This is a genomic window from Aliinostoc maniaoense, assembly GCF_058172895.1.
Window position 1 is genome coordinate 59,893 of the sequence record NZ_CP187952.1, and the last position, 14,216, is coordinate 74,108.

The 14,216-nt window shown below is 41.7% G+C and carries 12 protein-coding genes; 6 read left to right on the plus strand and 6 right to left on the minus strand.

All coding sequences use genetic code 11. The annotated features are described in order from the left end of the window. Positions 1-111: 111 nt before the first annotated feature. Positions 112-324, minus strand: a complete 213-nt coding sequence (gene isiD, locus ACPZ3T_RS00255) for a protein IsiD (protein ID WP_490277418.1) — start codon at positions 322-324, stop codon at positions 112-114. Between the two features lie 155 nt (positions 325-479). Next, entirely contained in the window at positions 480-1,091 is a 612-nt protein-coding gene (locus tag ACPZ3T_RS00260; protein WP_490272997.1) for an alpha/beta hydrolase, read from the minus strand. 227 nt (positions 1,092-1,318) lie between these two features. Here ACPZ3T_RS00260 and purH point away from each other — a divergent pair, with 227 nt between their 5' ends. Continuing rightward, a complete protein-coding gene (gene purH, locus ACPZ3T_RS00265) occupies positions 1,319-2,857 on the plus strand; it encodes a bifunctional phosphoribosylaminoimidazolecarboxamide formyltransferase/IMP cyclohydrolase (RefSeq protein WP_490272998.1) in 1,539 nt (512 codons plus the stop codon). Between the two features lie 452 nt (positions 2,858-3,309). Here purH and namA read toward each other — a convergent pair whose 3' ends face one another. Together namA and ACPZ3T_RS00275 are read right to left on the minus strand one after the other, a co-directional pair. Further along, complete coding sequence (gene namA / locus ACPZ3T_RS00270; protein WP_490272999.1) at positions 3,310-4,377, minus strand: NADPH dehydrogenase NamA; 1,068 nt, start codon at positions 4,375-4,377, stop codon at positions 3,310-3,312. Positions 4,378-4,794: 417 nt separating this feature from the next. Continuing rightward, the gene (locus ACPZ3T_RS00275) at positions 4,795-5,019 is read right to left on the minus strand and encodes a hypothetical protein (protein ID WP_490273000.1); all 225 of its coding nucleotides are present in this window, start codon (positions 5,017-5,019) and stop codon (positions 4,795-4,797) included. Positions 5,020-5,923: 904 nt separating this feature from the next. Between ACPZ3T_RS00275 and ACPZ3T_RS00280 the strand changes: the two genes are divergently transcribed. After that, positions 5,924-6,337, plus strand: coding sequence for a DNA mismatch repair protein (locus ACPZ3T_RS00280; RefSeq protein ID WP_490273001.1), 414 nt, complete (start codon positions 5,924-5,926; stop codon positions 6,335-6,337). A 128-nt stretch (positions 6,338-6,465) separates the two neighbouring features. Here the strand turns inward: ACPZ3T_RS00280 and ACPZ3T_RS00285 are convergent, their stop codons facing one another. Next, complete coding sequence (locus tag ACPZ3T_RS00285; protein ID WP_490273002.1) at positions 6,466-7,644, minus strand: FAD-dependent oxidoreductase; 1,179 nt, start codon at positions 7,642-7,644, stop codon at positions 6,466-6,468. 127 nt (positions 7,645-7,771) lie between these two features. Here ACPZ3T_RS00285 and ACPZ3T_RS00290 point away from each other — a divergent pair, with 127 nt between their 5' ends. The 4 genes from ACPZ3T_RS00290 to ACPZ3T_RS00305 all read left to right on the plus strand — a co-directional run bounded on the left by ACPZ3T_RS00290 (position 7,772) and on the right by ACPZ3T_RS00305 (position 12,772). After that, the gene (locus ACPZ3T_RS00290) at positions 7,772-8,296 is read left to right on the plus strand and encodes a (2Fe-2S)-binding protein (RefSeq protein WP_490273003.1); all 525 of its coding nucleotides are present in this window, start codon (positions 7,772-7,774) and stop codon (positions 8,294-8,296) included. Further along, complete coding sequence (locus ACPZ3T_RS00295; protein ID WP_490273004.1) at positions 8,283-9,254, plus strand: FAD binding domain-containing protein; 972 nt, start codon at positions 8,283-8,285, stop codon at positions 9,252-9,254. The genes ACPZ3T_RS00290 and ACPZ3T_RS00295 overlap by 14 nt, the downstream gene beginning before the upstream one ends. A 76-nt stretch (positions 9,255-9,330) precedes the next feature. Further along, entirely contained in the window at positions 9,331-11,640 is a 2,310-nt protein-coding gene (locus ACPZ3T_RS00300; protein ID WP_490273005.1) for a xanthine dehydrogenase family protein molybdopterin-binding subunit, read from the plus strand. A gap of 223 nt (positions 11,641-11,863) precedes the next feature. Further along, a complete protein-coding gene (locus ACPZ3T_RS00305; RefSeq protein WP_490273006.1) occupies positions 11,864-12,772 on the plus strand; it encodes an Rpn family recombination-promoting nuclease/putative transposase in 909 nt (302 codons plus the stop codon). 13 nt (positions 12,773-12,785) lie between these two features. On the opposite strand, the gene ACPZ3T_RS00310 is transcribed toward ACPZ3T_RS00305, so the two are convergent. Next, entirely contained in the window at positions 12,786-14,198 is a 1,413-nt protein-coding gene (locus tag ACPZ3T_RS00310; RefSeq protein ID WP_490273007.1) for a 1-acyl-sn-glycerol-3-phosphate acyltransferase, read from the minus strand. Positions 14,199-14,216: the final 18 nt, after the last annotated feature.

Below are 14,216 nucleotides of genomic sequence, written 5' to 3' on the forward strand. Positions count from 1 at the left end.
TGATGAAATAGGTAATATTAGTGTTTAGCCCCGATTTTTAGTACCTATCTCTACATCAAAATAGATAGCAAATAATTGAGAATTACTATAAACTAGACTTAACTACATCACTTATGCCTCATCGTAGGGTTCTAAGTCTAAGAGATGGATGTAGGGTTCTACTAGTTCAGGACGCTGAAACGCGATCGCTCGCAGTAGATGCCAGTCATTTAAACCCTCAAAAGCATTGCTATAATTATCCATTTCTAGACGAGTAGCTAGTTCATCTACCTCTGCTGCGGTCATGGCAGCGATTTCTTTCTTGGAAATGCTTAGAGTTGTCATCATGCTTGCCCCTCCCATATGCAGCATCCACACCCAGCACGGGTTAGGTCGCACTAAAATAGTGCCACTGAATCTATATTACTCACTAGATGGCATGGATTTTCTAAAATTTTTCAGGATTTACACTATATTTTGTCAAAGATTTGTAACCCAGACTAAACAATTCTGTTCAAAATAAAATTCCGTGCCACGTCTAACATTTGCAAGTTGATTTCATGTCCTGTATCAAATTCATGATATTCGGCTACAACCCCCAAGGAAGCTACCGTGTCCCTGGCTGTGGCAGCAGCTTGTAATGGTACAACCTCATCGCGTCGGCCGTGCATAATTAAAATTGGCGGCAAATTACTCTTGGTTGAGAGGGCATCAGGATGTAAATAACCACTCATCACCACTAAGCCAGCTAAGGGCAATTTTGAGCCGACATCTAAAGTCATAGCCCCCCCTTGGGAAAATCCACTCAACACAGTCCGGGATAAGGGTACGCCTGTACTAGCTTCTAAAGACAGCAAAAACTTTAATAAGATTTCCCGACTTTCTTGTAATCCTTGATAAATATTCTCAACACTCAAGTCATACCATGCCCTTCCCACAGGAGAATGGGGAAAAGGAAAAGGTGCATTGGGCAGTACAAAATGATAATTAGGTAAATTGATATGGGGTACTAAACCTGCCACATCTTCAGCGTTAGCTCCCCAACCATGCAATGTCACAACTAACCCTGTGGGTGGTTGGGAATTAGCTGGGGGAAGGGTAATGTATTGCAAAGACAGAGGCTTACTCCTGAAATTTAAACTCTACTGATAGATTTTATCTCTTTAATTTAAGAGGGAACAGGGAACAGGGAAAGTCTTAGTCAAATAGGAATTACAGTAAATTTCAATATTTGCAACGGGTTCAGGCAAAATATAGCATCACAATTATCCCACATGGTCTTGAAGTGAACCCAGGGTTATGTAAAAATTGGGGTCTTTGGCATCTGAGGAATTGAGACATGGCGCGTCTAGCACTGCTGAGTGTATCTAACAAAACTGGTTTAATTGACTTAGCCCGTAGCTTGGTGGAAGAATTTGGATTTGATTTAATCAGCAGTGGGGGAACAGCCCAAGCCCTCAAAGATGCGGGTATACCTGTGACAAAGGTTTCTGATTATACAGGTTCACCAGAAATTTTAGGGGGACGGGTGAAAACTCTCCATCCCCGTATTCATGGTGGGATTTTAGCCCGGCGGGATGTACCTGAAGATGTGACGGATTTGGAAAATAACCAAATTCGCCCGATTGATTTGGTAGTGGTGAATCTTTATCCTTTTGAGGCGACGATCGCTAAACCAGGGGTAACATTAGCAGAAGCGGTGGAAAATATTGATATTGGTGGCCCAGCAATGTTACGGGCATCATCGAAAAATTTTGCTCATCTGACGGTATTATGTGACCCAGGGCAGTATGACGAGTATTTAGCAGAATTGCGGCAAAATAACGGCGAAGCATCCCTACAATTCCGGCAAAAGGCAGCTTTAAAAGGATTTTTGCATACAGCAAGTTATGATCAAGCGATCGCTTCCTATCTGGCTGAACAATCTGCTACATCCCTACCGCAACAATATAATCTCAACGGCACAGAATTACAATCTCTGCGTTACGGTGAGAACCCCCATCAACCTGCGGCTTGGTATCAAAGCGGCACTACCCCCACAGGATGGGCGGCAGCAACGAAATTGCAAGGTAAAGAACTCAGTTACAACAACTTAGTAGATTTAGAAGCTGCCCGTCGGATTATTACCGAATTTCCCGATACACCAGCCGTTACCATTATTAAACATACCAATCCCTGTGGTACAGCATTAGGCAATACCTTAGTAGAAGCTTACCAAAAAGCTTTTAATGCTGATTCTACCTCTGCCTTTGGGGGAATTGTTGCCCTCAACCGTACCATAGATGCAGCCACAGCCACCGAACTCACAAAAACGTTTTTAGAATGTATAGTTGCACCTGATTGTGATGCAGAGGCGCAAAAAATCCTCTCTAAAAAATCCAATGTGCGGGTTTTGACTTTAGCAGATTTGAGCAGTGGCCCTAAAACTCTAGTCAAACAAATTGCCGGTGGTTTCTTAGTGCAAACTGCCGATGACTTGATTGCAGATACCAGTAAGTGGCAAATTGTCACCGAACGTCAACCCACACCCGACGAATTAGGGGAAATGTTGTTTGCTTGGAAAGTTTGCAAACACGTTAAATCTAATGCCATTGTACTCACAAGCGATCGCACTACTCTAGGTGTAGGTGCGGGGCAAATGAACCGCGTCGGTTCAACCAAAATCGCCCTAGAACAAGCCGCAGAAAAAGCCCAAGGCGCAATTCTCGCCAGCGATGGATTTTTCCCCTTTGATGATTCTGTCAGAACAGCCGCCGCCGCCGGTATCACTGCCATTGTACAACCAGGAGGAAGCTTACGTGACCAAGATTCTATTAAAGCCGCTAATGAATTGGGTTTGGTAATGGTATTGACTGGTGTACGTCACTTTTTACACTAAGCATGGGGCATGGGGCATGGGGCATGGGGCGTATCAATTCAAAATTCAAAATTCAAAATTCAAAAATTTTTCTGCCTCTGCTCCCCTGCTCCCCTGCTCCCCTGCCCCTCTGCTCCCTTGTCTCCCTCACTTTGTCCACTTTATAAAGTGTCACTTATAACACTAGCTTTTATATCAACGCAGTGCTATTCTCTAGGGGTGTGTGAGGAGCAAGTTGAAAAATTAAGAGTGCTTGGAGTGGAAACACGGTAACACTTCCAAGCACTTTTTAATGTTTACCACTAATCAGCTAATTCTAAACCCCTACCCCCTGCCCACAAATTTAGGTTTTTTACCAAGCAGTGAGTAATGACTCTCAGACTAACGAAAGAATCATCGTTTTACTAACCCCTACACCCCTACACCCCTACACCCCTACACCCTGCCCCCTGCCCCCTGCCCCCTGCCTCTACTCACAACCACGCCCTGTCATATTGTATTGGCCAATGTTTCTCATAGCCTAGTTGTTTAGCGGCTAAGTGCGGCCAGTAGGGATTGCGGAGTAGTTCACGTCCTAAAAGTACCATGTCGGCTACACCATCACGAATGATTTTATCTGCTTGTTCGGGGGAGGTGATTAAGCCAACTGCACCGGTGGGGATGTTGGCGGCTTGACGAATACGTTCGGCAAATTGACTCTGATATCCTGGTTTGACGGGAATGTTGATGCCGGGTATGATTGCTCCTGAAGAACAATCGATCAAGTCTACACCCAAAGATTTTAGTTCTTTACTTAAGGTAATACTTTGTTCAATATCCCACCCTTTATCTACCCAATCTGTGGCAGAAATGCGGACAAATAAAGGGTGTGTTTGTGGCCATATTTCTCGCACGGCTGTGACGACTTCTCGCAAGAGGCGAGTACGGTTTTCAAAGCTACCTCCGTAATTGTCTTGGCGTTGGTTGACTAGAGGTGAGAGAAATTGATGTAATAGATAGCCGTGGGCTGCATGAATTTCTATAACTTTGAAACCAGCTTGTAGGGAACGTTGCGTAGCTTCAACAAAGGCTTGAATAACTTGTTTAATTCCTTGTAGACTTAAGGCTTCGGGTACTGGGCTATCTTTACTAAATGCGATCGCACTACTCGAAACTAATGGCCGCCAACCTTCTTGAGATTCATCTAATACTTTTCCGCCACGACTCGGTTTAGCAGTGCTAGCTTTTCTCCCGGCATGGGCTAATTGAATCCCAGCTACAGCCCCAAAATTATGTATCAATCCCACAATTTTCGCTAAGTATTCTATATGATCATCTGACCAAATTCCCAAATCTTGAGGACTAATTCGGCCACGAGGTTCTACAGCCGCCGCTTCTGTAATAATTAAACCTGCACCACCCACCGCACGAGATACTAAATGAACCAAGTGCCAGTCGTTAGCAAATCCATTCGTACTGGAATATTGACACATGGGTGACATGGCGATGCGGTTGCGAAAGGTGACTTCACGAAGTTTGAACGCTTCAAATAGGTGTGCCATTGATACTAATTCCGTCTCTGGTTTGGTGAAAAATTAGGAATGGAATTGTTGGTGTTACACCGCAGGCATTGATATTTACAGCACTTTTGAAGTAAGTCAGGTACACCATGAGTATTAAGTAATAAGTAATAAGTAGTGAGTAATAAGTAAATTTCTGACTCATTATTGATTACTCATTACTTTTTTCAATCAATTGCTGTACCTCATAAACATCGAATCTGCTGTAGTTAATCATCACTCAAAAATTACTCTCCCCCTTGTCTATCTTAGTATTAAGTAATAAGTAATAATTAGTGGTTAATAAGTAAATTTTTTACTCATTACTCATTACTCATTACTCATTACTCATTACTCATTACTTTTTTCAATCAGTTGCTGTCACTCATCAACATCGAATCTGCTGTAGTTAGTCATCACTCAAAAATTACTCTCCCCCTTGTCTACCTTGTCTCCCCAGTCTCCTCTATGCTCCCTAACTTTTTCTACTACCAGCAGACTATTGTGGTGATGACATTCCCAAATATCTCGGTTTTCTTGTTCTTGATTTATTAGTAAGTATAAATTCTGTGGTAATTGGGAATTTTCACAAATTCCATATATTGCCGCCGATAACATTTCTCTTTCAATTTGTCCAAAAAACATAGCTACAATCTCCCTTGCTCAAGGATGCTGAATTTTCTCTCGGAAATTTGCTGGTAATTACAACAATTCTTAATATTCAATTAATATATATTTCGGTCAAAAAATGTTATCTAGACAGTATTGGAGTCTAAATCTAAAAACACAATTGTGATGAGTTATCCTTTATATTACAACCTGATTTTACTTTTGATAGCATTAAGAACAATCACAATTTTAAATATTTAATAAAAAAAATATCGAAAATGTAGGGTGCGTCAGCATGAATAACTTCTGGGTATAGTTAGGTTTTCTCAAACTGAAGCAACCTAGCAACCTTTTCCCTGTTCTAAAGAAATTGTTCAGCAAGCCCTAAATAAAAATAAAGGACAAGAATTATACTCTTGTCCTGGATAATCAAAATAGCAAATGGTGTGTCGAATACGTAAGATGCGCCTGATGATATCAAAATTGCGTGGTCGTGTTTTCATAAAATGATTAGCGACCAATACCGATGAATTTATCATCGGCTTGCTTTCCAGAAGGAAAAGCTGTTACATCAAATAAATATACCTCATCATAGTCATAATTGCGAAACCAAACCCCGCTTTCTCTGAAAAAGACGCTTCTCAATCCTGTAAATATTAGCGATCGCCTGCCTGTGAAAATCCTTTAGAATGGCAATAACCTACTGAGATATCAAGAAACACAGGGGTATAGGGGTGTAGGGGAAGAAAAAAGTTTTCCTCTGATATTTTGCTGAGGTACAGTCGCGCTAGTCAGAGGCTTAAAGGTTTTCGGGTGGTGTGGGTGAGTGCTGCAACGAGGATTAACTGGCACTTTTATCCTAACTCTGATGAAATAGTGGTTTATGAGGGAATACTAACATTAGCTCATCAGTTATACACATCTTTGAGGCGTAGCAGTTATGTCAGAACTCAACATCAGTCAATCTGTAGCTCATTCCTTAGCCAGATATCGTAACCATTTGGAGTTTAACGGTTATCATGTTGAGGAAGATGACGAATTACTGTTTTGTCGTCATCCTAGAAAGCATAATTTAATGATTAGAAATATTGATGGTAGAGGAGTATTAATCAGAACAATTTATTCCTGTGAACCAGAGATTAAAAGAATACATCTTTTAGAGTATGTTAACGAACTAAATTCAGAATTTATCTTCATGAAAGCCTATATTTATGGAGAAGAAAATGATTTGTTTCTAGAAACTTTTTCTGAAGGCGAATATGATAGAACCAATTTTTCTATTATGTTAGAAAATATTGAATACGATATGGAAGTACTGATTAACCACAAGTTAACCAAAGATTACTTACAATAAAATTATCACCATAATTTAGTGCAGAATGGTGAAGAATTAACGGTGATCATGTGAACTGCTGGATCTAATTCCCCAGGATACGCTATCAGGACTAATAACTGATAACTGATTCAACACCATTCTAATTTTCATGTCCTAGGTGGTTGGTAGTGATAGAGCCAATCTTGAAACTCATCATCTTTGAAGTGCGATCGCGTAGTGTTTTCTGGGGAGACGCCCTCAAGGTTATAATACCGCATTTCGCCTATGGCACTCCGAGCTTGAATGACACTTGTACGCTGGATGCGCTTTTGTTCATAGTTAGTTAAAGCCTCTGTCAAACTTGCAGCTTGAGATAAACACCCTTGCAATTCGCAGACATCTTCAAAAGTGCTATTTGCTCCTTGTCCTATCGCTGGAGCCATTGGGTGTGCTGCATCACCTAATAGTGTAACTCTGCCTTTGCTCCAGTGAGTTAACGGAGGGCGATCAAAAATTGGCCCTTCCCAAATTTGTCCGGCTGGTGTCGCTTCTACCACAGTGCGGAAGGAATCATCCCAGCCTGTTAATTCCTGGAGAATGCGCGCTTTCACTGCTTCTGTATTTGGGGAAAGCTGATAATCTGGTGTAAATTTACGACTAATCCAACTGGTGTAACCTTCTCCCACGTTGAGAAGATACATAAACTGTTGATTACCTTTGACAAATACTAAGTCATAGGCATTAAATAATTCATGGTGATATTCAATTACAGCACGCCAACACATACTGCCAAGATAATTTAGCTTACCTTCGTTACATAAATGTTCTCTGATGGTGGAATGTACTCCGTCTGCGCCAATCAATAAATCTGCATATACTGTTTTGCCATTGTCAAAATAAATTTCTACACCACTTTCATCCTGTTCAAACCCAACGCAACGATGATTGAGGTGAATAATTTCTGATGGTAATCTAGCAACTAAGGCTTGTTGTAATCGCCACCACCAAACAGTTAATAATGGCTGTCCGTATTTTTTTAAGAAAGTGCTGGAGTTAGTTCTGATGGTTTCTCCGGTAATACTTTTGAGAATTGTCTGGTGAACTGGACAACCTGACTTGGTAAGAGTGCTAATAATTCCTGGTGATATGACTTCCAAACAATTCAAACCATTAGGCGCAAGTCCCAAACCAGTCCCAGCCGGACGGAAATCTTGAGCCTTTTCATATACTTGCACATCTAGACCCAGATGGGAAAGAGCGATCGCCGCAGCTAAACCACCAGGGCCAGCACCAATAATTGCAACTTTTTGTATCAATAATTGAGGATTTATATTTTTTGCAGGCATTTTTTTTATCATCACTATATTTGGAACATTAATTAAAAATGTTGTAAAAATTCAGTTCCAAAAGAGAGATAATGAAAGAGATTATTTAATATTGCATTAAAGTATATTTCTGGAAAATTTATCTACCATGAGTAATAAATCTAGCAATGAAGAATTGAAAATATTCAACCCAGAGGAGGTAGAAATCTCATTATTGGTCAATAATGCTTCTCTCTCATTAACAATAGAACCCCGTGTAACTTTACTGGATGCACTGCGAGAAAAAATAGGTTTAATGGGGACAAAAAAAGTGTGCGATCGCGGTGAATGTGGTGCTTGTACAGTATTGGTAAATGGTCGCCGTATTAACTCTTGTATGACCTTAGCTATTATGCACACAAACAACGAAATTACGACCATAGAGGGATTATCTCAAAACGGCGAACTTCACCCCATGCAAACAGCATTTATTAATCATGATGCCTTTCAATGTGGTTACTGTACCTCTGGTCAAATAGTTTCAGCCGTAGGGATGATTTGCGAAAACGTACCGCGATCGCAAACAGAAATACGCGAAAAAATGAGCGGAAATTTGTGCCGATGTGGTGCTTATCCCAATATTATTGCAGCAATTCAAGAAGTGATAGAAGGAATAGAAGATGCAGCCATTTAGTTATGCCAAAGTAGTCAATAAAGACCAGGCTATCAAGACATTAACACAAGACCAAACTGCTGCATTTATAGCAGGTGGTACAGACTTATTAGGCTTAATGAAAGATAGAGTAAAAACGGTCAATCAATTAATTGATATTAACAGTTTACCATTAGCTGATATTGAAATTTCCGCCGCAGGAGTTCGCATTGGGGCATTGTGTCGGCTAACAGATGTGGCTTTGCATCCTCATATTCAAGAACACTATCCAGTAATTACCCAAGCCATCAATCAAAGCGCATCACCACAACTAAGAAACATGGCGACAATAGGCGGTAACTTACTGCAAAAAGTCCGTTGTCCCTACTTTCGTGATCCAGCTTTCCCATGTAATAAACGTACCCCAAATATAGGTTGCTCTGCCATGAACGGCTACAATCGGATGCACGCCATTTTCGGCACAAGTCAAAATTGTATAGCCGTCCATCCCTCAGATTTAGCAGTAGCTTTAACAGCATTAGATGCTGTAATTTATATTCAAAGTGCTGAACAAGAACGCCGAATTTCCATACATGACTTTTACTTATTACCGGGAGAAACACCACACAAAGAAACACTATTACAACCAGGAGAATTAATTGTAGCAGTGGAAATCCCCAAAACCAATTGCAGTAACAAATCCCAATATTTAAAAGTCAGAGATAGAGCAGCATATGAATTTGCTTTAGCATCTGTAGCCATTGCCATAGATACAGAAGAAAACATAATTAAAACTGCAAAAATAGCCTTGGGTGGAGTAGCCACAAAACCCTGGCGATTGTGGGAACTAGAAGAACTTCTCCAAAATCAACCCCTCAATGCCAACACATTCACCACCGCCGCAGAACTAGCAACCAAAACAGCCAAACCCCAACAACACAATCAATTCAAAATTGAACTAGTCAAACGTATTTTAATTCGCGCACTCAACAACAATTAAACTTACCATTTTTGAAACCTTTGCGCCTTTGCGCCTTTGCGCGAGCCAAATTAATCCCCAACACCCAGCGAAAAAAATGAAAATCATCGGTAAACCCCTAAACCGCGTAGACGGCGAATTAAAAGTAACCGGAAAAGCCCAATACACAGCCGACTTCCCCATAGAAAAACTAACATACGGAGCGATATTGCAAAGTGCGATCGCTAAAGGTAAAATCATCACCATAGACACCACCACAGCTAAAAATTCCCCTGGTGTCATAGACATTATCACCTATCATCAAACCCCCAATTTAATCAAAGTTCCTTCCTTTTCTGCCCCAACAAATCCACCAGAAAAAGATGATAATATTTATTATTATGGGCAACCCTTGGGTATTGTAGTAGCCGCCACCTTAGAACAAGCCGAATATGCTGCATCCCAAGTAAAAATCACCTATGAATCAGCACAGCCAACCGTGACAATGGCGCAAGCCACACCAGAAATATTTGAGCCAGAATCCATATTTTTTGGCATTATGCCCGGAAAAATCACCAGAGGCGATATTGAACTAGGTCAAGCACAGTCAGATATCTTAATTGAACAGGTGTACACCACACCCATAGAACATCACAATCCCCTAGAAACTTCCGCTACCATCGCTATTTGGGAAGGGGATAAGTTAACTATATATGAAACCACTCAAGGTATTTCCGGCACACAAAGAAACCTTGCTAAAGTGCTGAATCTTCCCCAGGAAAATGTCCGCGTCATCTCCAAATATTTAGGCGGAGGATTTGGTTGTAAAGCCTTGCTCCGTTCTCATACTATCTTAGCAGCGATCGCCTCTCGTCAAATCCAGCGTCCAGTGAAACTTGTCTTAACGCGATCGCAAATGTATACTAACTGCGGCTATAGATCCCAAACTCATCAACAAATCACCCTAGGCGCAACCACCCAAGGACAGCTAACCCTGATTAAACACATCGGGACATCCTTAACTTCTATGTTTGAGGACTTTGTAGAACCCGTAGGTGCAGCTACCACCATGATGTATGCTTGTCCTAATTTACAAGTAAAATACCGTCTAGGGCGAATCAATGCCGGTACACCCACCTTTATGCGTGCGCCAGGGGAAGCACCAGGGATGTTTGCTTTAGAATCAGCAATGGATGAGTTAGCCTACGCCTTAAATCTTGATCCCATCGCCATTAGATTACGCAATCATGCAGATATCGACCCTCAAACAAGTTTACCTTGGTCAAGTAAATCTCTCAAACAATGTTACCAAAAAGGAGCAGACATTTTCGGTTGGTCAAAACGCCACCCTACACCCCGTTCCATGCAGGATGGTAATTTCCTGATAGGTTGGGGAATGGCGAGTGCTACATTTCCCACCAATGTCATGTCTGCAACTGTGAAAATCGAAGTTTTTGCCACAGGGGAAGTCAGGGTGCAAACGGGAACTCAAGACATTGGTACAGGTACTTACACAGTCATGACTCAAGTTGCGGCTGAGGCGTTGGGTTTATCTTACTCATCACAGAATATAGAAAACCCCTCCCCTACCAATGTAGAGACGTTTCATGAAACGTCTCTACATATTCCCCCTTCCCTGGTAGGGAAGGGGGTTAGGGGGTTAGGTCATCAGCCAGTACAATTTACTTTAGGTGATAGTAATCTTCCCCCAGCACCCATTGCAGGTAACTCTATTACCGTGGCTAGCGTTTCCCCGGCTGTGCATCAAGCTGCTATGGCTGCGCGAGAAAAACTCATCCAAATGGCTATCACAGACACAAATTCACCGCTTTACGGGTGTGAAATTGCAGATATCAGCGTTGAATCAGGAGAGATATTCTTAAAATCAGCACCATCCAGACGGGACAGCTATACAGAGATTTTACAACGTCAGGGGTTAGAAAGTTTAGAAGTCACTGAAACCACCACACCCAACCCAGAAAGTAAACAGTATTCTAAACATTCCTTTGGTGCGGTGTTTGTAGAGGTAGCCGTTGACGAGTTGTTAGGGGAAATCAAAGTGAGAAGATGTGTAGGCGTTTACAGTGCGGGACGCATTCTCAACACCAAAACAGCACGCAGTCAGGTAATTGGCGGGATTACCTGGGGAATTGGTATGGCATTAATGGAAAAAACCGTTATAGATGATCATAGCGGTAAAGTGATTACTGCTAACCTATCCGATTACTTGATTCCCACCCATGCAGATATACCCAATATAGAAGTGCAATTTATTGAGGAAAATGATCCTCATGTCAACGTATTAGGAACAAAAAGCTTGGGTGAATTGCCAATTGTGGGAGTAGCAGCTGCGATCGCTAATGCAGTTTATCACGCCACAGGTAAACGCATCCGTGATTTACCCATCACACCAGACAAACTTTTATGAACTAGTGAGATATATACTCAATACGACTTACGCAACTGGCATATTTTTTATGTAGTAGGGTGTGTGACGCTGCGAAAGTATTTGAACGTAGTCATAAGACTTACAGCGTCACGCACCAAACATCGATTGTGAAACTAGCCTAAGTCCTGATATTTTTGGTATAAAATCTAATTTTTAAGAGTTAATCAGTAATATAATTAACCTAGATTCCAAATATTAATTCATGCGTCGAGATTCAATTTTTTACAAACTTTTTCAACAATCGCCGACACTTTTGTTTCAATTACTAGCAACACCCCCAAGTAATGCAGATGCTTACCGATTTGATTCAGTAGCCGTCAAAGAACCCAGATTTGAAATTGATGGTGTGTTTCTGCCACCAGAAAATCAAGGTGCAGGAGTGGTATATTTTTGTGAAGTGCAATTCCAAACAGACGAACAACTTTATGAGCGAGTCTTTGCCGAGTCTTCACTATATTTTTACCGCAATCGTCCTAGATTTAGTGATTGGCAAGCAGTAATTATTTATCCATCACGTAATATTGAACAAAGTGATATTCATCCCCATCGCTCATTACTGAACGGTGAGCAAGTCCATCGAGTGTATTTGGATGAATTGGGAGATATTCGTCAATTACCTTTATGGGTAGCACTGATGGTACTGACAACTGTAGAAGAAAGCCAAGTACCAGAAGAAGCTAGGTATTTGTTGACCAGAAGTCGTCAAGAAGTAACTGAGTCAGCGAGTCAAGCCATAATAGAGATAATGATCACAATTATGGCGTACAAGTTTGAGCAATTGAGCAGAATGGAGGTTGAGTCTATGTTGGGCATCACACTCAAAGAAACAAGACTTTATCGAGAAATTAAGGAAGAAGGACGCGAAGAAGGACGTGAAGAAGGACGTGAGGAAGGACGTGAGGAAGGACGTGAGGAAGGACGCGAGGAAGGACGTGAGGAAGCAACAGTTCAACTCGTTATCCGACTCTTAACTAAGCGGTTTGGCGAACTTTCTGAGGAAATACGTTCGTCAATTACTGGTTTACCTTTACCTGTGTTGGAGGACTTGAGCGAAGCATTGTTAGACTTTACCAGTGTCGCTGATTTACAGGCTTGGCTAGATAGACGATAGTTTCAAATCAATATTAATCCTGAATCAACTGCTCTAACGCCACCTGTAAATCTTGCGTCAAATCACTGACGGCGCGTTTAGCTGCTTGACGGTCATGCTGTACTTTTTCCCAGCGTTGAGTGACAGAAATGGGTTCACCTACTTTTAGTATGGCCTTTCGGAAACCTAAACGCGATCGCCCTGGTAATGTAGATGATTGAATACGCGATAACATATCAAACATCAGTAAAGCTGTCTCTGCTAATCTGTCAGCAGTAGGTTGTGCTTGAATATAGTTGGCGTGAACCGCTACAAAACTTTCAACTAGCCTCATATGCTGTACCCTCAAGTCTGCTTCCTGGGCTACCCAGTCAGCTAATCCCCGTTTAAAGGGTGATAATGTCTTTATATCTGGTAAATCGTCCCGATAAATCAGATTCCAGCTAGCTTCTTCTAAACGACGGCAACGGTCAATAAAATTACCTTGGGGTTGCACGCCAAAATATTCTTCAGCCACTTGTAAAGCTTTATCTAGTAAGTAATGTAGCCTATTTATTAATATTTCATTGGGATTTGTAGAGGTTTCAGAGGTAACAGTTTTAGGGATATCTTGATGATAGAAGCGGCGATAAAATTCTTCCATCTCAGTAATTAGATATTCACCCAAACGACAAATCCGTTGATAGTAAATTTCTGGTTGATTTACCTCATCACCAACAGACTGCACAGGTAAACCGCTATCAGCTTCTAACTTACTTAATAACTGATCTAGTTTTGCCCAAGGTGGCTGAATATATTGATATTGAATGGAAATCGGCACGATAATAACAGTTTCATCGCGGTTAGCCTTGTGCAAATCTTCTACACACCAAAACCCCATTTGTGCGACACCAGGTTCTAGAGGACTAACAACCCCACTGTGACCATTATTACCACCTTCTGGAGCAATGGCGATGGGTAATTTACCGTTTGCAAACAAATTCCGTGCCGTTTGAAGGGCTTGCTTATCTAATCGCCGTCCCCGACGTACCGGCACACCACCCAACCGTGAAAACAACCACCCCAACCAATTCCCAGCCCAGATAGTCATCCCCCTATCATAGAGAAAATGACTGTGAAGGGGATATTGTAAATTAATACCTTGCTGACGAGCTACCCGTGGCACAATCCGAGATAACATATACAACGCACATAGGGGATCTTCTACCTCCGGGTGACGACAAGCCATTAACAGCCGAATTTTACCAGCTTGGAATTGTGCATAGAGTTGTGCCAATACCTCTGCATTTTCCGCTTCCACTCTGACAATTCCCGCCGGTAGCCAAGGCCGAGTCCGAAACCGCAGTATAAAAGGTATTGCTGCGTGAACAACTCGCACAACAAGCGGGTTGAAACGGTGAGGGATAAATTTTAGTGGCGGTTGCACAGAGGTGATAAATTTAGGCAAGGGATTCTCCGGGGGTTG